The organism is Draconibacterium mangrovi, from assembly GCF_010586825.1.
GTDB classification, from domain to species: Bacteria; Bacteroidota; Bacteroidia; order Bacteroidales; family Prolixibacteraceae; genus Draconibacterium; species Draconibacterium mangrovi.
In genome coordinates this window covers 299,136-322,233 of record NZ_JAAAGB010000004.1, presented here as the reverse complement: position 1 = coordinate 322,233, position 23,098 = coordinate 299,136, and the positions used below count along the sequence as shown (strand labels likewise).

The window sequence follows — 23,098 nt, the reverse complement described above, 5'->3', positions numbered from 1 at the left end:
CTTTTCTTCTTTTACTGGTAATTAGAATGAAACCTTTACACCCAATGTATAAACACGGTTAAAATAATATTCCTGCGTAACGGTTGCAGTCTGTTCTGGATCAAGTGGAGCATGCATTCCGGTAGCTTCCCAAAGGTTCATACCTGATACGTAGATCATTGCATTGCTCATTTTTACTTTGCTCAGCAAACTTTGCGGAACATTATAACTCAAGGTTATATTCTTCAAACGAATGTAAGCTGCATTTTGTACGTAACGCGATTGCGGCTGAATATTCTTTTTATCGTTTGTTGACTGATGCGGTGCAGCAAAGTAAGCATTCGGATTGTCTTCACTCCATGTTTCGGTGAGGTAGAATTTTTCGATATGACCGGCATTAAACGGATAGAATGCATTCCAGTTTCCGTTACCCGGAAGGTAATCCCTGAATAATCCCTGGAAGAACATGGTTAAAGCCCAGTTTTTGTACTGAATATCAGGAGTGAAACCAAAACTGTATCTGGCTGTATTGTTCCCAATAATTGAGCGGTCGCCCGGATCACTCAAAGTATTGTTTCCTGATGAAATTTCACCATCTCCATCTAAATCCTTATACATTATATCACCAGCTCTCCAGTTCGAACCAATTTTTGATTGATCGGCATGGGCTGCTACTGCATCATCTGTTTGGAAAATACCTTCGGTGGTATATCCCCAGATTTCACCCATTTTTTTACCCACATAATGTTCTGACAGGGCTCCTGTAGGGTTGTCGTATTTAGTAATTTCAGCCTGGCTGTCGGCAAGTCCTAGAGTAAAACTATAACTCCAGTCGTTACCAATTCTATCGCGCCAGTTAACTGCTAATTCCCAACCTTTGGTACGCAAGTCGGCAGCATTCGATTTTGGTGCAGCAGTACCCAATAATGATGGATATTCTACATCCATTAACATATCTTTTGTATCACGGTGATAATAATCAAACGATACATCCAGTCGTTGATTCAACATGGTAAAATCTAAACCAAAATTCTTGGTTTCAACAGTTTCCCAGGTAAGTGTAGGACTAACCAAACCTGCTGCCGATACATAAGGGGTACGACCACCACCCGACATCATATATGGCGACATACCTGATCCCATGGTAGAAATGTAAGGATACAGATTACCGTTTCCGTTACCCAATAACTGGTTACCCAATGTACCGTATGAAGCACGTAATTTCAGATTATCCAACCAATCGGTTGTGCCTGACATAAAACCTTCATTTGAAAGCCTCCAACCTACCGAAAACGACGGAAAGAATCCAAAACGATCATCTTCCGGGAAACGTGAAGTACCGTCGTAACGACCATTTACTTCAAGCAGATATCTGTCTTTATACGAATAGTTTAAACGATAAAATACACCACGTAATGAAACATGCGATTTACTACCTTCGGTTTGTTGCATACCGGTTGTAGCATTCAGGTCGGTAATTAACGGAGTGATGAGCGTGTTGTTCATTGCCCGGAAATAAGTATTCCTACCCCACTCCTGGTTATAACCAACCATGGCTTTAATGTAATGATCTTTCAATTCTTCGTAAGTATATTCAGCATACGCATTCATGGTGTAATACTGATCGTAATTTGAGAAGTTTCTGATCCAGTCATCACCACTAAAACCATTTACAAATTTCATATTTGCCAGATCAAGACCTTCCACCATATCCACTTTACTTTGAACTTCCTGACGTTGGCGATGATATGTAGTATATGCAAAATCGCCTCGAACTCTCAAGCCTTTTAAAGGAGTAAGAGTGATCCCCTGTTTTAGCATCAAACGGTGCTTGGTTTCCGTGTCGCGACCACCCTGTTCCCAGTAAGGTAAAGCATTCAAACTTGACATGTATTGTCCGATGTAAGGCAAAAAGTCATCGTGATCTCCGGGCTCCAGATAATATGGAAGATCGGGGAAAGTAACAACATGGTTTGGTGCCACACGCGCAACTGTATTAATGTCTACGTCCCAATTATAAAAATGAGGAGCTGCATCTTGTTCGGCACTCCATGTAATCTGCTCATCCAACGACATCCAGTCGTTTATTTTAAAATCGGCTTTCGACAGTACGTTGTAACGCTGATAGTCATCATTGTATTCGTCGGCAACATTTCTCCAACCGTTTTTATCAAGAAAACCAAAAGATACATAGTACGATGCATTTTGGGTCGCTCCCGAAATATTCATATCGTACTTTTGTTGCATCGACCAGTCGGCAACTGTCATACCGATATAATCAGTATATCCGTAGTGACGCAGGTTTCCGTCAACAACACCCCATTCGTTTTCAAGGGTTGGATTTTCTTTCCAGGCCAGAAAACCAGCCATATAATCATCGTCGTACCGAGGTGTACCATTCGTTCTGGTAGTTGCCAGGTTCCATGCTGCTGCTGCATCATACGGATCGGTAACCGGATCGATTAAGAAAATAGGTTGTGTGGCCGATTGCTCGGTTGATAAAGTAACGGTCATTTTTCCTTGTTTTCCGCGTTTGGTTTCAACCAGGATTACACCAAATGCTGCCCTTGCACCATAAACGGCTCCCGCCGCAGCATCTTTTAATACCGTTACACTTTCAATGTCGTTCGGGTTCAACTTATCCATGTTTCCTGGAACTCCATCAATTAACACAAGAGGGCTACCTCCGTTGATTGATTCGAAACCACGAACGTTAAAATCAGCCGTACGTGTCGGATCTCCGTTTCGGATGGTAATATTCAGGTTGGGAATTACTCCTTGTAATCCCTCGCCTGCAGAAACGATCGGCCTATTTTCAAGTGTTTCGGCAGTTGCCATTCCAACCGAACCGGTTAGGTTGGCTTTTTTCTGAGTACCGTATCCAATAGTTACGACCTCCTCAATACCTATTGAAGAAGCTACCATTGATACATTAATAGTAGATTGGCTTCCCACTACAACTTCTTGTGCTTCGAATCCCACGAAGGAGAAAATAAGGGTTGCATCAGCACTTACTCCGGCAAGAGAATAATCTCCATCGATTCCGGTTGCAGTACCTGTTGTTGTTCCTTTGATAACTACAGAAACACCCGGCAATGGTATTCCGCCATCATCTTTTACAGTTCCCGTAACAGTTTTTTGCGCATAAGCACTAAAACCAACAGTCACGAAAACGAAACACAGTAAAAAAAAGCTCAGGACTTTTTTACTTCCATTTTTGTTTTTCATAAAAATAGTTTTAATTAATTATAAATAATGGTTTAGTAATTACGATTATACAGCCTATTCATCTTTGGCTTTTATAGCTCTGTTTCGGATTATGGCTTCCAGAAAATAGTAATCTGCATACACCAAAGGCTCATCAATTTCTGAATCATGCGGTTTATGCCCTGTTGAATGTTTTAATAAAAATCCTTCATTCTCGCCAATGGGTGCCAGAAATTTATCCGATGAAAGGGTTGCCAGAAGATTTCTTGCAACACTCACATATTCTCTTTGTTTATCAGAAAACGTGCTTAGCTCAAATAAAGCAGAAGCAATTATGGCTCCTGCCGAAGCATCCAATGGTTCATCAGGAATACCGGGCGCATCAAAATCCCAGTAAGGAATTTCACCTTGTTTTATACCTGGCTGGCTTAGAATAAAATCAGCAATTCGTTCGGCCTGCCTTAAAAATTCATTATTACCAGTTTCACGATATAGCATAGTAAAACCATACAAACCCCACGCCTGACCGCGCGACCATGCGCTTTCGTCAGCATAGCCCTGGTGCGTATTTTTATGTTGAACCTCGCCGGTTTGCGGATTATAATCTATTACGTGATACGAGGAATAATTTTCCCTGAAATGGTTCTTTATTGTAGTTTCAGCATGTTTAATGGCAATTTCCTTAAAATTTTCATTTCCGGTTTCTTTAGCAGCCCACAGTAATAATTCCAGATTCATCATATTATCGATTATTACAGGGTAATCCCACTTGTCGCTGTTATGATCCCATGAACGAATACAACCCACCACCGGATTAAAGCGGGTTGATAAAGTTTTGGCTGATTGAATAAGAATTTCGCGGTATTCGGGATTGTCAGTATATTTTATGGCCTGTCCGAAACTACAATACATTTTAAACCCCATATCGTGGGTATTCCCATTCCATTTTTCTTGTTCAAGCGGTAAAGTAAACTTAAGTGCCGTCTCTTTCCATTTCTCATCACCGGTTAATTTATACATCATCCACAGGTTTCCCGAAAAGAAACCACTGGTCCAATCCCTGGTTTTTACAAGTTTCAATTTCCCGTTTTCTGAAGTTCGGGGTGATATTAACTCCGATGTTGCTAACGACTCCGCATTTTTAACAGCATAATCAAGCTGAGACTCCAAATGTTTGATTATTCTGTCTCCTTCACCTGTTTGTTGGTTAGAACATCCCAAACTCAGGATTAAAAAAAGTAATGTAATGAGCTTATTCATATGAATAGATTTATTTTATGAAAGACATAAACTGAATCAGGCCGAAAACGACAGTTATATACTGTCTGGGTTTCAATTATTCTTTTTGCTGGTTGTTTCATATCAGATCGGTAAGAACTCATCAACCATTAAATAAATCTTCATCCCTGATACAGGGAGAAGATTTATTTATAAAACTAAACTAGACTATATAGTATACAGATAAATAGTTGGTATAGGTGGAGTGAATATACTTTGTGTTTATATTTACACTGATATGTATTAAATTGAAGGCTTTAAGGAAAGAACAGGTTCTCATAGTTATTGAATTAGTTACAGTAAGTTAGTAAGTCAAAGCTATCGAATAGCAAATTCAATATTTAGTCGTCCTGTTGCAATTCTTAAAAATTTTGTTGCACAAAGTTACAGATGTCGCATAAATGCAACATAAGAGCTAGATACTAAGGACAACAAGTTTTATTTTTGGCTATTACTAACTAACGGCAAAAGACTTTTTATGAAACCAAAATGTTTTCTGGTACTTGTTTTATTTATATACTCATTTAAACTGCATGCCAGTATCGACGAAATAACATTTCGCAGAATTTCTCCTCCTGGCGGATACAGTTTTCAGGCCATACATAATATTACACAAGATATGATGGGTTATATCTGGATGGGTAGTTCTGACGGGATAATAAGGTATGATTCAAAAGAAGTAATACGTTTTGATCACCAGGCAAACAACCCAAACTCCATTCCGAGTAACCGTATTTCAGGTATTGAAATCGACAATAAAAACAATGTATGGGTAAGTACCGATGCCGGCCTATGCTTATACAACCATAAAAATCAGAATTTTGAGACTGTTAACTACACCTATGAAGACGGTACAGCAGCTGGCAAACAAATAAGTTCAATTACACTCGACGGAGAAGGAAAATTATGGATTAGCGACCAGGATTTCTTTGGGTATTTAAATGCTGAACATAACCAATTAATCAGGATATCAAAAGGTTTAAACAAGTTACCAAGGTTACTTTATACTGATGATACCAACCGGTTGTGGTTGGGTACGCAAGATGGTACCATTTACCGGATTTCGGCAAATCAAAATAAAGCAGAAAAAATTATTGATGGGCCGGGGTCTGTTACCCGAACCATTTTTGCCACCAACGATCAGATTTTGGTTGGATTTGATACCCATGGTGCGCGCAGGTACGACATGAACGGAAACCTGATCTCTCAATATTCTTATCCAATAAATCCGCAATATAATTTTGAACGGGCAAGTATTCGAAAAATATGGAGAGATACACGCGGACGGATTTGGATTGGATCGTATTTTGGATTATTTCTGGATACGGGCACTAATTTAATCCGTTTTGACCAGGAAGAGTACAGCGGTTTACCACACAATTCAATCTATGATATATACGAAGACAAACAGGGAGGACTATGGATAAGCACCTGGTCGGGAGGTATTGCCTATTTACATCACGCCGATAATAAATTTAAAACGTTCAGGCATTCTTTAGCTCCAAACACCCTATCCTCGAATATGGTAAGTTCGTTTGCACAAACCACAAACGGAGAATTATATGTTGGTACAGAATTGAATGGTTTAAATTTATTTGATAAGCGATCTAACAGTTTTCAAAAAATCAAGGTGCTAAAGAACGGTGGAATTCTTAATATCAAATCACTTTGTGCCGACGATAAAGGAGGACTTTGGGTAGGATCGGCATTTAATGGCTTATTTTACAGGGAAAAAGGCGAAACTGAATTTAAAAATTTTTCACTTGGCACCGAAAACAGATCAACGTTACCACGAATTCAGGTGTATGCTCTGTGTAAGTCAGATTCAGGTATTTGGATTGGTTCAAGCGCAGGTGGCTTACTTTTTTACAGTTTTGAGAAAAAAGAAATTGTAAATCAATCAAACACCTATCCGCTAGTGCAATTAAACAACGTAACCTTTCGTCACATTGCTCTCGATTCCAAAAATAATCTTTGGTTGGCTTCTCTTAACGGAATGTTTCAGGTTCATTTACCATCAGGCAAAATAAAACGCTTTAGCACCGATAATCTCGCGGATTTCAACCCAATAACCCCGGCATTTTATTTTGTTACTGAATTATCAGATGGCAGAATATGGATGGGAACCAGGGCAAATGGAATATATATTTACGATCCTGAAACCAACCAACTAAGTCATTTTACGGCAAAAGGATTACTGAAGGGACATGACGTATATGGAATAATTGAAGGGCATGATAACTCGATATGCATTACTACCAATGATGGGCTGTTCCTTTATGAAACAGAGAAAGATAAAGTAAGAAAGTTTGAAATTACCGATGGAATTCAGGGAAACTTATTTAATCCCGGAGCCATTTTTAATGATTCAAAGAACAACTTATATGTTGGGGGTACAAATGGTTTTACGGTAATGGGCCCCAGCAGTATAAAAATGAATGAACTGGCTCCTAATGTTTTGATCAGCAAAGTTGAGGTAAATAACCAAAAGGTTATACCATCACAAAACATTAGACACAAGTTTAACAAGCTGGTATTAGATCCGCAGGAAACAAGTATTAAGTTTCACTTTTCGGCAGATAACTACCTCCTACCTGAAAAAAACAGATTTATGTATCGGCTAACCAATTATATCGACGAATGGGTAGGCGAAAATATTGATGGAACAGCAACTTTTTTTAATGTGCCGGCGGGTAATTACATTTTCGAGGTAACAGCTTGTAACAATGATGGTATCTGGAATGATATACCAACACAACTTCCTGTTGAGATTAAACAATTTTGGCACAAATCGCAACTGGCTTTAATTTTTTACTCCATAGCCGTATTTCTAATTCTGTTGGCTTTCTACAATTTCATGAGGGAAAGAGTAAAACTGAAAAAAACCATTCTTATCGAAAAAATCAAGTATGAACAGGAGGAGCAACTCCACGAAATGAAACTTACCTTTTTTACGAACATTTCGCACGAATTCAGAACCCCTTTAACACTGATTAACTGGCCGTTGAAGAAACTTATTGAAGCCGAAAACCTGAGCGATGAACAGCGTGAGCAGTTAAAAACAATAAAGCGGAACACTAACAGGTTACTTCAGCTTATTAACCAGATTATGGATTTAAGAAAAGTTGAAAAAGGAAAAACGAAACTGAACATCACAAAAATTGAGCTGGTAAACTTTGTTCAGGAGCGAATCCTTAACTTTTCGGAAGAAGCAAAACAAAAAAATATTCAGTTTGCATTCAATCACAATAACGAGAATACCCTGATTGAAGCCGATGATGAAAAATTGGATAAAATTATTTACAACTTATTGTCTAACGCTTTTAAGTTCACACCGGTTAACGGCAAGATAACGGTTGAAATTCATGATAATCAAATTCAAAGAAGCAACTATTTCTCCAATCAATTAAGCTATGGCAAACTTGAAAATGAAGATTTTGTCGACATTCAGGTTATTGACAGCGGAATAGGAATTGAAAGCGATGACCTGCCCAAGGTATTTGAAAGGTTTGAACAAGGGAAAAAAAATAAATCGAACGAATACAGTTCAGGAATCGGTCTTAATCTTTGTAAGGAATATACATTAATGCACCGGGGAGCAATTATTGTGCAAAGTACCCCCGGCGAAGGAACGAGTTTTTCAGTTCAGTTGCCGGCAAAACAAAAGGCACAAAAAATAATGTATCAAAATCAAACAATAGCAAAAAACATTAACTCGTGGCAGCCCCAGGAGAAAGCAATTGTAAAAGAAAAGGTTGTGAATGAAGATATAAACCTGTTGGTTGTTGAAGACAACGTTGATCTCAGAAAATTTCTAATATCTTTTCTTAAGGATTATTATACCATACTTTGGGCCGAAAACGGAAAACAAGCCCTTGATATATTAAAAACACAAAATATTCATCTCGTAATATCAGATGTTATGATGCCTGTTATGGATGGATTTGAGTTTTGTAATATTTTGAAATCGCAAATAGAAACCAGCCATATTCCGATAATACTGTTAACGGCCTTGTCATCAGAAGAAAATACAATAACCGGTCTTTCAAACGGAGCCGATGCATACATTGCCAAACCTTTTGATGAAAATTTACTTCTGTCGCAAATTGACAACCTTCTGGAACAGCGAAAAAGACTGAGAAAAAGTTTTGTTCCGAAATTTATTTCAAACCAGCCCGTAGAGATGGGAAGCCTTGATAATTATTTTCTGAATAAAGTAAATTTAATTATCGAGCAAAATATAGAAGATGAAAATTTTTCGGTAGAAAAACTGGCAACCGAACTTGGATTTAGCAGGAGTCAGCTGCATCGGAAACTCAAGCAAATTTCAAACTATTCGAGTTCGGAATACATTATGATCGTTCGAATGAAAAAAGCTGCAACGCTACTTGCTTCCAAACAATTCACCATTGAGGAAGTCGCCTATAAAACAGGCTTTAACAGTCATTCCTACTTTTCAAAATGTTTTAAAAAACTACTGAATAAAACACCAAAAGAATATATTAAAGATTTATAAGCAAGCCGGCGTTACACTATGTTGTCAAACTCTTCTGTTTTGCCCCCACCAGCCAATTAAAACTAATTAGCTGTTTTTAGTATACTCTTTGGCAACAACCTCTCCGTTGGCAACTCGAAGCGCATTGACAGCCAGTGCTTCCAGTTCGTCTTCTCCGGGATATACAAACACTTCGGAAATAAAACCCGCTTTATGTCGGATATAGTTTTCCAGAAGTTTATTGTAGGCCAAACCTCCGGTTAATAATATCCCGTCGACTTTACCTTCGAGTACAACGGCCATTTCACCAATCATTTTGGAAACCTGGTAAAATAAAGCTTCCTGAACCAACTTTGCTTTTTCGTCACCTTTTTCAACACGCTTCTCCACTTCCAAAGCGTCGTTTGTGCCCAGGTAAGCAACAAATCCACCTTCGCCAACCACCATTCTTCGAATTCGCTCCAGCGACATTTTTCCGCTAAAACAAAGGTCAATTACCTGTCCAACAGGTAGTGTTCCCGATCGCTCCGGGCTAAAAGCACCTTCCCCGTCGAGCGCATTATTCACATCGATAACACGACCGTTTTTATGCGCTCCTACCGAAATACCACCACCCAGGTGAGAGATTATTAAACGCATCTCATCGTAATTCTTTCCAATTTTTTGGGCATGCAAACGTGCCGTTGCTTTTTGGTTTAGTGCATGAAAGATCGACTGTCGCTGAAAACGCGGATGACCTGCAAAACGAGCCACATCATCCATTTCATCGGTTACTACCGGATCGGCAATGAAAGCTTTTGCGTCTGGAATTTGCAAGGCAATATAATCGGCCAGCATAGCTCCCAGATTACTGGCATGATGCCCCATCACTCCTTCGCGCAAGTGGTCGAGCATTAAATTATTTACTTTGTAAACTCCCGATTCCAAGGGATAAGTCAGTCCGCCGCGGCCGATGATGTATTTAATTGCATCCACTTCAATTCCTTCTTCAACCAACGCTTCAATGATTAAACCTTTCCGAAAAGCAAACTGATCGATAATATTTTTATAGCGTAGCAGTTGCTCAAGCGGATGCCGGATGGTTTTGGAAAAAACACATTCTTTTTCGTTATAAACAGCAAATTTTGTGGAGGTAGACCCCGGATTTATGGCAAGAACCTGATGCATAAAATGATTTACGTATTACTTATCTGGTAACTTACAATTGATGCAAGTGCCACAGAATTCAACTTCGTTTTTCTACTATCGCCACGCGATGATACCACGGCAGGCACTTTCGCTCCGGCAATTATTCCCGCCATTTCGGCTTTAGCCAGTTTAGAGTTTGTTTTATAAAAAACGTTGGCCGCATCAATATTTGGGAACAGCAAACAATCGGCATCTCCCGCAACCGGCGAGGTAAAACCTTTTACTTCGGCCGACTCGGCATTAATGGCCACATCAAGAGCCATGGGGCCATCAACCAAACCACCTTCGATTTGGCCGTGCTCCGACATTTTGGCAATTGTAGCGCCATCCATACACGACTGAATGGAAATAATTATCTGCTCGGTTGGTGCAATTACCGCAACTTTTGGCTGCTCAACACCAAGCGATTTTGCCGCACAAATTAGGTAATTTGTCATCAGGATCTTTTGTTTCAGATCAGGATAAGGCAATACAGCCGCATCACTAAAAACAAGCAATTTGTGGTAATTCGGATTATCCATTACCGAAACATGGCTTAATGTACCTTTTGTCGGAACCAGGTTGTTTTCTTTTCTAAGCAAAGCACGCATAAACTGATCGGTCGATACCATTCCTTTCATCAACACATCGGCCTTGTCTTCATGAATAAGTTCTACCGCAATGTCGGTAGCTTCTCGAATTGATTTCGCATCGTAGATCTGATAATCCGAGCTATTAACTCCCAGTTTTTTACACGATTCTTCAATAATCGTTCTGTCGCCGGTTATTATCGGTATTACAAACCCCAATTCAACAGCATCGTGCATGGCTTCCAACGTGCTTACATCAACACCGTTAACTGCCACAACACGTTTCGGAGGTTGCTTTTTTACGACTTCCAGAAGTTCTGTAAAATTGTTTATACTCATTGTTTAGCAATTTTAGCACGAAGTTACGATGCCTGAAGTTCTCATCCGATAACTTTTCTCAGCTATTTTTATGTTGTAAACCACCCAAATAAATTTTAAACTTAGAATTAGTATTCAGCGACTTACGATTTGATAAGAATCTGAAATTTTTTACCCCTAAAAACTTGGTTTTTGCTTTTTTCACTAGTCCCGGAAATCTGTGCTTATTATTATTTCAATTCAGCAGATTATGAACCTTACAAAATATATATGTGTTTAAACAGAGTGAATTCTTTTAAAATTAGGGAAAATACTTGTCTTAATCAAATGTAAATCAATGTTTTTCAATCATTAATATGGTGTTTTACAATATATCAAAATCTTTCTATCATAACAGATTTTATACTATTTTCAAACGTTGTAATATTAAGTTGTTTATACATGTTCAACTTGATTTCAAATCGACCATACTTCGTTTTTACAATTTTCTTCGACAAGTCATCCGAAGTAAATCTTCCTGCAAAAAGCAAAAACACATTTTTACCGGGAAAATATCGCGCACAAGGCATTTTTTAAGGGCTCCTGTAGTTCCTACAGGGCCACCATTATACTCGATTCATTTTATTAATTAACCAATAGATAGCTGCGATGGAAAATAAAATCACAAGTTTAGCCGAGTACTTTCAGAAGTACAAGGAAAGTGTGGCTGACCCCGATAATTTTTGGGGAAAAATAGCCGAAAGCCATTACTGGCGCAAAAAATGGGACCAGGTTCTCGATTACAAATTTGACGGGGATGGGGCCCCGGATGTGAATTGGTTTGTGAATGGCAAACTCAACATTACCGAGAATATTTTTGAGCGTAACATGTTTATGCGAAAGGACCAGGTTGCGATTATTTGGGAACCCAACGACCCGAAAGAACAGGAAATTAAACTGACCTACGGCGAGTTGTTCGAAAAAGTAAAACAATTTGCCAACGGATTAAAAAAGATCGGCGTTGAAAAAGGCGACCGTGTTGCATTGTATCTGCCCATGGTGCCGGAGCTGGCCATTGCCATGCTGGCCTGTGCCCGAATCGGAGCCATTCACTCCATTGTTTTTGCCGGATTCTCGGCAACGGCACTGGCCGATCGTATTAACGATGCAGAAGCCAAAGTTGTAATTACTTCCGACGGTGGATTCCGCGGAACAAAATCAATTCCGTTAAAAAGTATTGCCGACGAAGCGGTGGAAAAATGTCCTTCGGTAAAAACACAGGTCGTTTTAAAACGTACCGAGGAAGAAATAAAGTGGGTAGAAGGAAGAGACATTTGGTGGCACGATTTGATAGCTGACGTGGATTGCGAAAACCAGGCAGAAACAATGGATTCCGAAGACGTACTGTTCATCCTATACACATCAGGCTCTACCGGCAAACCAAAAGGAGTTGTACACACCACCGCCGGTTATATGGTTTATGCCGAATACACCTTTAAAAATGTATTTCAGTACAGCGACGGCGATATTTACTGGTGTACCGCCGATATTGGCTGGGTAACCGGCCACTCGTACATTGTTTACGGGCCACTGTTAAGCGGAGCTACTTCGGTTATGTTCGAAGGTGTGCCAACATGGCCTGACGCAGGGCGTTTCTGGGAAATCGTAGATAAATATAAAATTAACCAATTTTACACCGCACCAACAGCCATTCGTGCACTGGTGGCGCAAGGTGATGATTGGGTAACCAAACACGACCTGAGCTCGCTAAAAGTTCTGGGTACCGTTGGAGAACCCATCAACGAAGAAGCCTGGCGTTGGTACCACGACCTGGTAGGAAAAGCCCGTTGTCCGATTGTAGATACCTGGTGGCAAACCGAAACCGGCGGAATAATGATCACACCGCTGGCCGGAATCACACCCACCAAACCGTCTCTGGCAACCTTGCCGCTCCCTGGAATTCAGCCGGTGTTGCTCGATCACGAAGGAAAAGAATTGAAAGGCAACAGCGTCGAGGGAATTCTTTGCATTAAATATCCCTGGCCGGGCATGATACGCACCACCTGGGGCGATCATCAACGATGCTACCAAACTTACTTTGCATCCTTCCCTGGATATTATCTAACCGGTGATGGCGCCAAACGTGATGAAGAAGGATACTACCGCATTATAGGCCGTATCGACGATGTTATTAATGTATCAGGACACCGCATTGGTACTGCCGAAGTGGAAGATGCCATTAACCAACATCCGAAAGTAGTTGAATCGGCTGTGGTTGGTTATCCGCATGAAATTAAAGGATCTGGTATATACGCTTATGTTATTTGCGAAGATATGACCGATGCTGAACTTGATAATATTGAAGCAGAAATAAAGGCTACCGTAAATAAATTTATCGGGGCAATTGCCAAACCCGATAAAATCCAGATCGTTAGCGGTCTTCCAAAAACAAGGTCAGGAAAAATTATGCGACGCATTCTGCGGAAAATCGGAGAAGGCGATGCAACCAACCTTGGCGATACATCTACTTTACTTGATCCGGGCGTAGTTGAAGAAATTATCGACGGAGCAAAAGTTGAAGTTAAACGATAACTCTAAATAATAAACAGGCACCTTCTCTCGGAGGTGTCTGTTTTGTTTCTCAACCTTTTTTATTACTAAACAGACAGACAGGACTTCTTGTGAAGTGTTCCTTTTGCGAAGCATTTTTTCGTTTTGAAGTCCTCAAAAAAAACCAAAGAACTAAACAAAAATGAAAGGACAAAAAATTACTAACCGATGGACAGTAGTGGTTGGAGCAATACTTATACAATTGGCTCTTGGCGCTATTTACGCCTGGTCGGTATTTACCGCATTATTAACCGAACCCAACGGCGACTATGGCTTCTCAGCCACGCAAACCGCCTGGGTATTTTCTATTGGACTGGCCACATTTGCCGTGGTAATGGTTTTTGCCGGAAAATGGCAAGCCAAATCAGGGCCAACAATCGTGGCATTAACCGGCGGCCTTGTTTTAGGTGCCGGATATATTTTAGGTGGAATATTTGGAAGTTCATTTCTTGCTCAATTGCTGTTTATTGGAGTATTGGGAGGTACCGGAATCGGCCTAGCCTATGTTGTTCCAATTGCTGTTGGCGTAAAATGGTTCCCCGATAAAAAAGGATTGATAACCGGGTTGGCCGTAGCCGGTTTTGGTTTTGGCGCAACCATTTGGGTAAAACTGGCTGGTTCGTGGTTTGGCGGCCTGTTAAACACCAGCAGCGCTTTTGGTTTGCCCAGCGTGCAAAGTGTATTTGTTATTTACGGAATTGTCTTCGCTATCATGGTCGTTATGGGCTCTCTGGTAATGGTTAATCCACCGGCAGGCTACAAACCCGAAGGTTATGAGCCACCTGTTAACCATACCGCCAAAACATCGGGTGGCGTTGAGTTTGATTCCAGCCACATGCTTCGCACAAAACAATTTTATGCCATTTGGGTGGTGTTTATCTTTTCTGCCCTTGCCGGCCTGATGGTAATTTACTGCATAAAACTTTTTGGAATAGACGCACTGGAATATAACGGAATTACAAACGCAGGAGTAATAACAGGAACAGCAATGGCATGGTACGCTATTTTTAACGGTTTGGGACGAATTGTTTGGGGAATGATATCCGATAAACTCGGACGAAAACGAGCCATATTTTTTATGACCCTTTTTCAGGGAGTGATTATGCTGATGATCTACCATATTTTTATTCGCTTTGGTGTAACCTCGGGGTTTATTGCCAGTGCCTGTATAATTGGCTTCAATTTTGGCGGAAACTTTGCTCTGTTCCCGGCCATTACCGCCGATTTTTTTGGTAACAACACCGTTGGAAAAAACTATGGCTGGATGTTTACAGCCTACGGTTTTGCAGGAATTGCAGGCCCACAACTTGCCGGTCATTTTAAAGATTCGGCAACAGCATCATCCGGTCCGGTCGTTTGGATGGCTCCTTTTATTATTGCCGGAGTTGCCTGTTTAATTGGAAGCGTTATCATTTTACTCACGAAACCACCAAAATAGTGAATCAGAAAAAGCGTCGGCAATGACGCTTTTTTTGTTTGCAAACACTGGGTTTAGCCTTTGTATGCTATATAACACGGCATTTTCTTATTGTTTTACAGCATAGTTTATCGCGGCCTTTTACACCCAAAAGCTGTAACTAGCTAATTCAATTACCATTACACGTGCAGATCAAATAACAGTCCTGTTCCTGAACATTTTAGAACTTGGTATTTTTTCATGAAATTTATGACGGATTTCGGTCAACTATTAAAATCAACAAAATACTGACACCCGATTTAAACCAAAAAGCGAAAAAACATGGCTATAAAAAAACTCGATAGTATTTTCCGACCAAAACGAATTGCTCTGGTTGGAGTTTCAAATAATCCCGACAGTGTTGGCGGGATCACCTTACGAAATTTAGTGGGAGGAGGATTTAACGGCGTGGTCTACCCGGTAAATCCGCGGCGCGAAGCTGTTTTTGGAATTCCATGTTACCCCGATGTAAAAAGCCTGCCTAAAACACCCGATCTGGCTGTTATTATGACCGCTGCAGATGCTGTTCCTCAATTGGTTCGGGACTGTGGCGAAGCCGGAATTCACGGCGTTATTATCATGTCGGCCGGTTTTAAGGAAGCAGGTGACGAAGGGAAAAAGCTGGAAGAGCAGGTAAAAGCTGAAAAAGCCAAATTCCCCGATATGCGAATCGTTGGTCCCAACTGTCTGGGGATACTGGTGCCGGGACTTAATATGAATGTAAGTTTCGCATCGGCCATGCCGAAAAAAGGACACGTTGCATTTATTTCGCAATCGGGTGCGCTTTGTACTTCAGTTCTCGACTGGGCGTACGAATCCAATATCGGCTTTTCCAATTTCGTTTCAATCGGTAATTCCATGGACGTAAGTTTTGGCGATCTGATCGATTATTTCGGCCAGGACCCGAACACCAAATCCATTGTGCTTTATGTGGAATCCATTGCAAATGCCCGCACATTTATGTCGGCAGCAAGGGCCTTTTCGCGCGAAAAACCAATTATCGTGTACAAATCAGGTCGCTATCCCGAATCTGCTGCAGCTGCCGCATCGCATACCGGGGCAATGGCTTCTGAGGATTCGGTTTACGACGCCGTATTTCGCAGAGCAGGTTTGGCACGAGTCTTCGAATTTGGAAACATCTTTGATTTTACCGATCTGGTAGGCCGTAAACGTATTCCGAAAGGCAACCGGCTGGCGATTGTTACAAACGCCGGTGGTCCGGGTGTAATGGCTACCGATTCGCTGCTTTCAATGGGTGGCAGTCTGGTAAAACTGTCGGAAGAAACCATGCAAAAACTCAACGATTACCTGCCCTCATTTTGGTCGCACGGCAACCCGGTTGATGTATTGGGAGATGCTACACCGGAACGATTTGCCAGAGCGGCAGAAATTGTTCTGGAAGATAAAGAAGTTGATGCAGTGTTGGTACTGCTCACCCCACAGGCTATGACCGACCCAACAGCCACCGCGCAGGCAATTGCCAATATGTCGAAAAATACAACAAAGTCGATTATGACATCGTGGCTGGGAGGAGCAGCAATGCACGAAGGCATTCAGATTCTCAACCAAAATGGTATATCGAACTACCCGGCACCCGAACAGGCCATCCGTGCATTTATGACACTTTCTGATTATTCCGAAAACCAGCAAATGTTATACGAAACGCCGCGTGAGGTACCTGTTTCGTTTCAGTACGACCGTAACGAACTTCGCCAGAAATACCTTACGCAGGTATTCCCAAAAGCGAAAGTTCTGAACGAGGACGATTCAAAAATGCTGGTGAACGATTATGGTATCGACACTACTCACCCCACCCCGGCGGCTACCGAAGATGAAGCGGTAAAAATTGCCGAAAAGAAAGGTTATCCGGTGGTGCTGAAAATATATTCGCCCGATATCATCCATAAATCGGATGTTGGCGGTGTTGCACTGAACATTGAGAACGAAGAAATGGTTCGGGCAACTTTCCGTAACATGGTAAAAATGGCAGCTGAAAAACGCCCTGAAGCCAAAATCGAGGGTGTTACCGTGCAAAAAATGGTGGATACAAGAGACGGTATCGAACTGATTGTAGGGACAAAAAAGGACCCGGTATTCGGAACAGTAATGTTGGTTGGCATGGGTGGTACAACTGCTGAATTATTTAAAGATCAGCGACTGGAGTTTCCTCCGTTAAACGAGCACCTGGCTCGTCAAATGTTACGTTCGCTAAAAATTTATCCGCTGCTGAAAGGCTGGCGTGGCGATGCACCTAAAAACATCGATAAACTGATCGAGGTACTTATCCGCATGTCGTACCTGGCTGCTGATTACCCCGAAATTGAAGAGCTCGACATTAATCCGCTTATTGTTACACCAAAAGATGTGATTGCGCTTGATGCCCGGATTGTAGTTGACGAAGAACTGCTGACTACTCCGGTAAAAGAATACTCGCACCTGATAATGCGCCCGTACCCGGAAAGCCTTATAAAGGAAGCAACTTTACGCGATGGAACGCCAATTACGCTGCGCCCTATACGGCCCGAAGACGAACCAAGGTGGCTTGAATTGCTGGGAAGTTGTTCGAAAGAATCCATCTACCATCGTTTCCGTTACGACTTTTATTTTGATTCGCACGAGGTGGCTTCGCAGTTTTGCTTTATCGATTACGACCGCGAAATTGCCATTGTTGCCGAACACGAAAAAGAAGACGGCAAAAAAGAGCTGATCGGTGTTGGACGATTAATTGCCGATCCCGATGTGGAGATTATGGAATACGCGGTGTTGATTACCGATAAATGGCAGAAAAAAGAGCTTGGATTTACACTAACCAGCTACTGTCTTGAAATTGCCAAATCGCGCGGAATCAAAAAGCTGGCGGCCGAAACCACCCGCGACAATAAGCCGATGATCTCCGTTTTCCGGAAACTGAATTTTAAGATCCGTTTTAACGAAGACACAACCGTTACGGTAAACAAGGATCTGGAACTGGATTAAAAACCTTTTACCATAAATATTGTTATCTCCCGGTAAACAGCAACGTTTCCGGGAGTTTTTAAATTGTATGAGTTCTACTAAACTAACAAAATCACTGATCGATAAACTCTGGCAGGCTTCGCATCTTATCCGAAAATCGAGATATGCTGTGGCGTTTACCGGTGCCGGTATTTCTGTTGAAAGTGGAATTCCGCCGTTCAGGGGAGAAAATGGATTATGGAACACTACCCATCCCATATTTCTGGAAATTGAATATTTTCAGAAAAAACCATTGCAATCGTGGAAAAAAATAAAGGAGATATTTTACGACAGTTTGGGTGATGCCGAACCCAATATTGCACATATTATGCTGGCAAAAATGGAAGAGCGCAGTTTTGTTGAAACCGTTATCACACAAAACATCGACCACCTTCACCAAAAAGCCGGCAGTAAGTATGTTTACGAGCTGCATGGCACATACAGGCAGTTAATTTGTACTGAATGCAGCTCGGAATACGACATGAGTTTTGCCGACCTGAATTACCTCCCGCCCACTTGTTTTGTTTGCAAGGGCATTTTAAAACCCGACATGGTTTTTTTTAACGAACCCATTCCGGCTTTTGCAAAAAAACGTTCGTTCGAAGAAGCTGCCAAAGCCGATGTATTGCTGATAATCGGTACCAATGCTGAAGTTTTGCCGGCTGCAGAAATCCCGGTAGTAGCCAAAAATAATGGAGCAAAAATCATCGAAATAAACATTCGACCCTCCCATTTTACCAATACCGTTACCGATATCTTCCTGGAAATGAAAGCCACCGAGGCTATGAGCGAGCTGGGCCGTTTATTGTATCTCTAGATACGCTGGATCAGGAAAACGTTGAACGTTGATGACATTGATTTGGCTGAAATTCGCTGAAATTTACCTGCGAGAATCACATTAATCCGCATCATCAGCGTTAGGTTTTGTTAAAATCCTATATTTGCCCGTGCAAACCGTTTTTATAAAAAAATGAAAAAAACTTACCTTTTAGTACTACTGCTCCCACTTGTATTATTTTCATGTTCATCGGGTAAAAAAGCGCTGCAACGTGGCGATTACTACCAGGCCATTTCAAAAGCTGTTGAACGTCTAAAATCAAACCCCACCAACGATAACGCATTAAAAGTATTAAAGGATGGCTATCCGATGGCCGTTGAGTGGTCGCAGGAAGAAATTGATCTGACTTTAACATCAAACGAAGCGTTTAAATGGGAACGAACTATTTCAGTAATGAATCGGGTAAATGCCATGAGCGACCAGATAAGAAGTACACCGGCAGCACGCAAAATATTTCCCGATCCGAAAACGTACACTTCGGAATTAAATATGGCCTACGAAAAAGCGGCCGAAGACCGTTACCAGGCCGGATTGCATTTTATGGAACAGGAAACACGCGAAAGTGCACGAACAGCCTACACTCATTTTGACAGAGCTGACCAATGGATACAGGGTTATAAAGACACCCACGAAAAAATGGCCATTGCCAAAGAATTGGCAACCGTTAATGTAGTTGTTGAGGCAGTTACGGTACGCACAAAAGTATACGAACTTAGTTCAGAGTTCTTTTACAACCAGGTGTTTGAATACCTGAATAATCAATACCCATCGCATGGTTTTGTAAACTTTTTTTCGCCTAAACAGGCCGAGAATTTTGAGTTAAACCCTGACTTTGTGGTACGCATGGAATTTTACGATTTTTCGGTGGGGAACCTGGTGCGCAGCGAAAAAGAAGAGAGCCTTACCAAAAAGGTAAAAGTACCGCTTACCGACAGTACCTTTGTAAATAAAACCTACCATGCGAAATTGAAAACGTATACCGATGAAGTTATTTCGGGTGGCCGCCTTAACTACCGCATTGTTGATTTTCAGAACGACAAATTGTTGCGCGACAACCTTATTCCCGGCAATTTTAACTGGGTTAACCAATATGCCATTTTTGCCGGAGACGAACAGGCCTTAAGTGATGCACAATTCGCACTTACGCAACAAAAAGCTGTGCCCCTGCCACCACATCAGGATTTGTTTATTGAGTTTACAAGGCCGATATACAAACAACTTACAGAGGAATTGAATAGCTTTTTCAGGCGGTACAGGTAAGAAACATTAAAAATATTGAACAGGTGAGCCGAAGTCACCTGATCAACAAAAACTCCTCCTGCAAAATCCTTGCAAGAGGAGCCAACTACATGGCTAAAATCCTTTGGATTAAATCATTCGAGACTGGATTCCAGTTGTAGTTTTGGTCAATTTTATACATCGGTTCGTGAATCTCCATTTAACTGATACCGATTGACCGAACGAATAGTTCTATTTGTTTTCTTAATGACAGTTCAAGTGTTCAAAGGTACGTTGAATTGGATCTGCTGAATAATTAAGATATATCTTACCTGAGTAAATAGTTCCCATGTCGCCAATAAAATTATAAGAGATTGTGCATGTCCATGACCAATTCAGTGTAGCTTCCCATTTATCAGTTCTCCTGAATCTGAACTTTTCTCCCGTATCATGGCTTGCTAATTCACCTTTCAGTTGATCTGTTTCAACATAAGGTAAACCATTTTTAAAACTCCGAATAACATAATGAAAATCAAGATCGCCGTATAGGACATCAACAAGCTCTCCATCACAAAATACAGGAATAGCAAGATCTGAATAGGTATTCCACCCCTGAGAAGATTTATTTGCTTTATCCTGAGCAGAACTGGTGGTTACGGCCATGCCAATAAAGAGGCAAATGAATAAAAAGACTTTTGTTTTCATAATCGTAATTTTTAGTTTTTATTGTTAACATTAATAAAGGAGCTGCTATCTATTTCCTTTCACCAGTATAATTTTACCGGTCCAGTGATGATGTGAATTTGAATCGACACTGGTATTGTAATCATCAGACATTCCACCCCCGCTGGCACCTTCGAAGCGGCCTGTTCCGCCGATAATTACAAACTCATCGCGCCAGTGTGAAACCACATACTCCGGTTGATCATCAGCGCGTCCGTCAATTACATTTCCACTACAGGATATGAATAGTACATCACCATTTGCAGCTTCCATGGCGACTACTGTTGGAGCATATTCCCAATCCAAACCCGGTATATCAGGACTATCAGGGCCACAGGCACAGAAATCAAAAGTCCCTGTGATCTTTCCAAGGTGCGTTGCGGTTCCAACAAAATCGACAATTACATGGCAGTAGTAGGGCAATTCGCAGGCATAATTTTCATCTCCGTAATACGACTCTTCCACATAAGTGCCTAAAAAATTGGCCTCGAATGGCAAAGTAACTGTTCCAGGTTGAGCGCTTTTCAGTAGTTCTTCGTTGTCAGGAATTACTTCATCTTTGTTACAGCCTGACAGTAAACTGCATACTATTCCAATCAGAAATAAAAGTTTGAATGTTTTCATATCAATAATTTTAAGTTAAACATGAGGATTGAAGTTGATTTAATCCACAAACAAGTTCTGAATAAAGAGATTAGAACATTAAGAAATTATAGTTCGAAACTTGAAACTATTGTTCAATTCTTTGACCTATATGTTGGCACCAAAGACCTTACTATCAAGTTCTCGTAAGAGCAACCAACTGGTCAATTGAAATCCTTTATCAAATGTAGGTTGGCTTACAATAAGTTTTTGAACTGCCTAATTGCCCATTGGAACTTGTTACTTAACCAGATTATCAGAGTTAGTAGTTTGGATGTTTTCATCATCTTTTGACAAACTGTAGCCGGTTCTTGCTCAATAAAAAAGGGTGCCCATATGAGGCACCCTTTACTTATAGTGGTACTGTAAATATTTCTTCTCTAGCGGAATCCAAAACTAATACCGCCATTATAACTTACATAATTGGCTTTACTGATGGAGCCAAACAGACTAAAAAATGCCAGCTTTAAGCGAAAACCTGCATCAATTCCGATGTAATTATCTTTATAACTTAAGGCTATCGGGTCTTCTTCCTCGGTCATGGCATTTATCAATAAATCTTCTATGTTTGTAAAATCCGTGCCCAATTTCGCTGGATCAGGAACCGGGTATTTTCCCAGAATATCAAATGTAGTTTTACTGGAGTTACCGGTAACTGAGCCGAAAAATGTAATTACCGCAAGCTTTTTCGAAACGATTAAGCCGTACTTCATATTTTTGGTTGCAAATTCTCCTTTTTGATTTGGGTCTTGTACATATCCTGCAGGGTTTGGAACACCGTAAGCAGTATAGTCGAAATCGATTCCTGACTCACCGCTGATATTCGAATACGCCCCAAACAGCGCAACATCCATTGGCAAATGTTTGATAACCGGCAGCGACTCGCGAATATTATGCTTAAAGCCCAGGCCCCATAGTCCGGCCTCTGCGTCTTCGTTGTCAATCTCAAACTCTACTTTGGGCACGTAACGGAAAATTACATCGGTATTAGGTAACAAACCAAATGTAGCCTGAATAATAGGAACCGGAACAACATCAACATCGCTCCCACCGGGCGTAGAAAAATATTCTATCGGTATGGTCTGACCATTAATGTCGGCGTCAAAATACAGACTTACTCCATCACCCCCACCGGCAGCGGTTGATGCTATACTCTGGCCATTCTGCGCATACAAATATTGCAATCCCAGCCCGTTTACGTCGAAGGTTTTATCTGCCCCCGGAACTTTGAACGCACTAACTGAAAAGGCCAGATCGAATCCCCACAACTTATGTGTTTCGGCAGTATAGTACCATGAATTATTCATCCCAACACCAAGACCTTTACCATAAGGTTCAAGGTATGCCTCAATCAACAGATTAGCATCATGTATTCCAAATCGTAACATATTTGCTACATCCGATTGGGCATGAGAAAATTTAAAGCCTGACAGGGCTATCAGAGCAACAAGAAAAATCTTTTTCATAACAATTGTGTTAGAATTCCAAGTCGGTAAATCTATATTTCACTACACGTAAGTAAACTAAAATATCGCTTAACCTAAATACCTATTTATACTATAAACAGAGAATTTTACGAAATGGTATCAATTACTCTATTTTTT

General features: G+C 41.0%; 13 protein-coding genes. 6 read left to right on the top strand and 7 right to left on the bottom strand.

Annotation, left to right across the window (positions count from 1 at the left end; all coding sequences use genetic code 11):
• Positions 1 to 21: 21 nt before the first annotated feature.
• Together G4420_RS12980 and G4420_RS12975 are read right to left on the bottom strand one after the other, a co-directional pair.
• Positions 22 to 3,207 (bottom strand): SusC/RagA family TonB-linked outer membrane protein, encoded by a 3,186-nt coding sequence (locus G4420_RS12980; RefSeq protein WP_163324093.1) that lies wholly within the window; start codon positions 3,205 to 3,207, stop codon positions 22 to 24.
• A 54-nt stretch (positions 3,208 to 3,261) separates the two neighbouring features.
• A complete protein-coding gene (locus tag G4420_RS12975; protein ID WP_163324091.1) occupies positions 3,262 to 4,446 on the bottom strand; it encodes a glycoside hydrolase family 88 protein in 1,185 nt (394 codons plus the stop codon).
• 496 nt (positions 4,447 to 4,942) lie between these two features.
• On the opposite strand from G4420_RS12975, the gene G4420_RS12970 reads away from it, so the two are divergent.
• Positions 4,943 to 8,980 carry a hybrid sensor histidine kinase/response regulator transcription factor gene (locus G4420_RS12970; protein ID WP_163324090.1) on the top strand — a complete coding sequence of 1,346 codons (4,038 nt, stop codon included), beginning with the start codon at positions 4,943 to 4,945 and terminating at the stop codon, positions 8,978 to 8,980.
• 66 nt (positions 8,981 to 9,046) lie between these two features.
• Here the strand turns inward: G4420_RS12970 and buk are convergent, their stop codons facing one another.
• The gene (gene buk / locus G4420_RS12965) at positions 9,047 to 10,126 is read right to left on the bottom strand and encodes a butyrate kinase (protein ID WP_163324088.1); all 1,080 of its coding nucleotides are present in this window, start codon (positions 10,124 to 10,126) and stop codon (positions 9,047 to 9,049) included.
• Positions 10,127 to 10,134: 8 nt separating this feature from the next.
• Positions 10,135 to 11,055, bottom strand: coding sequence for a phosphate acyltransferase (locus G4420_RS12960; RefSeq protein ID WP_163324086.1), 921 nt, complete (start codon positions 11,053 to 11,055; stop codon positions 10,135 to 10,137).
• A 627-nt stretch (positions 11,056 to 11,682) separates the two neighbouring features.
• Between G4420_RS12960 and acs the strand changes: the two genes are divergently transcribed.
• The 5 genes from acs to G4420_RS12935 all read left to right on the top strand — a co-directional run bounded on the left by acs (position 11,683) and on the right by G4420_RS12935 (position 20,171).
• The gene (gene acs, locus G4420_RS12955) at positions 11,683 to 13,605 is read left to right on the top strand and encodes an acetate--CoA ligase (RefSeq protein ID WP_163324084.1); all 1,923 of its coding nucleotides are present in this window, start codon (positions 11,683 to 11,685) and stop codon (positions 13,603 to 13,605) included.
• A 160-nt stretch (positions 13,606 to 13,765) separates the two neighbouring features.
• The gene (locus G4420_RS12950) at positions 13,766 to 15,061 is read left to right on the top strand and encodes an L-lactate MFS transporter (protein WP_163324082.1); all 1,296 of its coding nucleotides are present in this window, start codon (positions 13,766 to 13,768) and stop codon (positions 15,059 to 15,061) included.
• 300 nt (positions 15,062 to 15,361) lie between these two features.
• Positions 15,362 to 18,055 carry a bifunctional acetate--CoA ligase family protein/GNAT family N-acetyltransferase gene (locus G4420_RS12945; RefSeq protein ID WP_163324080.1) on the top strand — a complete coding sequence of 898 codons (2,694 nt, stop codon included), beginning with the start codon at positions 15,362 to 15,364 and terminating at the stop codon, positions 18,053 to 18,055.
• 67 nt (positions 18,056 to 18,122) lie between these two features.
• Complete coding sequence (locus tag G4420_RS12940; protein WP_163324078.1) at positions 18,123 to 18,890, top strand: SIR2 family NAD-dependent protein deacylase; 768 nt, start codon at positions 18,123 to 18,125, stop codon at positions 18,888 to 18,890.
• A gap of 153 nt (positions 18,891 to 19,043) precedes the next feature.
• A complete protein-coding gene (locus tag G4420_RS12935) occupies positions 19,044 to 20,171 on the top strand; it encodes a hypothetical protein (RefSeq protein ID WP_163324076.1) in 1,128 nt (375 codons plus the stop codon).
• Positions 20,172 to 20,393: 222 nt separating this feature from the next.
• Here G4420_RS12935 and G4420_RS12930 read toward each other — a convergent pair whose 3' ends face one another.
• The 3 genes from G4420_RS12930 to G4420_RS12920 all read right to left on the bottom strand — a co-directional run bounded on the left by G4420_RS12930 (position 20,394) and on the right by G4420_RS12920 (position 22,960).
• Positions 20,394 to 20,834 carry a hypothetical protein gene (locus tag G4420_RS12930; protein ID WP_163324075.1) on the bottom strand — a complete coding sequence of 147 codons (441 nt, stop codon included), beginning with the start codon at positions 20,832 to 20,834 and terminating at the stop codon, positions 20,394 to 20,396.
• 45 nt (positions 20,835 to 20,879) lie between these two features.
• Entirely contained in the window at positions 20,880 to 21,476 is a 597-nt protein-coding gene (locus tag G4420_RS12925; protein ID WP_163324073.1) for a hypothetical protein, read from the bottom strand.
• Positions 21,477 to 21,874: 398 nt separating this feature from the next.
• Positions 21,875 to 22,960, bottom strand: coding sequence for a DUF6588 family protein (locus G4420_RS12920; RefSeq protein WP_163324071.1), 1,086 nt, complete (start codon positions 22,958 to 22,960; stop codon positions 21,875 to 21,877).
• Between the last annotated feature and the right edge of the window lie 138 nt (positions 22,961 to 23,098).

Excerpts from the sequence above, each read along its gene's own strand:
- G4420_RS12980 (WP_163324093.1), bottom strand. The coding sequence starts at position 3,207 with ATGAAAAACAAAAATGGAAGTAAAAAAGTCCTGAGCTTTTTTTTACTG.
- G4420_RS12975 (WP_163324091.1), bottom strand. The coding sequence starts at position 4,446 with ATGAATAAGCTCATTACATTACTTTTTTTAATCCTGAGTTTGGGATGT.
- G4420_RS12970 (WP_163324090.1), top strand. The coding sequence starts at position 4,943 with ATGAAACCAAAATGTTTTCTGGTACTTGTTTTATTTATATACTCATTT.
- buk (WP_163324088.1), bottom strand. The coding sequence starts at position 10,126 with ATGCATCAGGTTCTTGCCATAAATCCGGGGTCTACCTCCACAAAATTT.
- G4420_RS12960 (WP_163324086.1), bottom strand. The coding sequence starts at position 11,055 with ATGAGTATAAACAATTTTACAGAACTTCTGGAAGTCGTAAAAAAGCAA.
- acs (WP_163324084.1), top strand. The coding sequence starts at position 11,683 with ATGGAAAATAAAATCACAAGTTTAGCCGAGTACTTTCAGAAGTACAAG.
- G4420_RS12950 (WP_163324082.1), top strand. The coding sequence starts at position 13,766 with ATGAAAGGACAAAAAATTACTAACCGATGGACAGTAGTGGTTGGAGCA.
- G4420_RS12945 (WP_163324080.1), top strand. The coding sequence starts at position 15,362 with ATGGCTATAAAAAAACTCGATAGTATTTTCCGACCAAAACGAATTGCT.
- G4420_RS12940 (WP_163324078.1), top strand. The coding sequence starts at position 18,123 with ATGAGTTCTACTAAACTAACAAAATCACTGATCGATAAACTCTGGCAG.
- G4420_RS12935 (WP_163324076.1), top strand. The coding sequence starts at position 19,044 with ATGAAAAAAACTTACCTTTTAGTACTACTGCTCCCACTTGTATTATTT.
- G4420_RS12930 (WP_163324075.1), bottom strand. The coding sequence starts at position 20,834 with ATGAAAACAAAAGTCTTTTTATTCATTTGCCTCTTTATTGGCATGGCC.
- G4420_RS12925 (WP_163324073.1), bottom strand. The coding sequence starts at position 21,476 with ATGAAAACATTCAAACTTTTATTTCTGATTGGAATAGTATGCAGTTTA.
- G4420_RS12920 (WP_163324071.1), bottom strand. The coding sequence starts at position 22,960 with ATGAAAAAGATTTTTCTTGTTGCTCTGATAGCCCTGTCAGGCTTTAAA.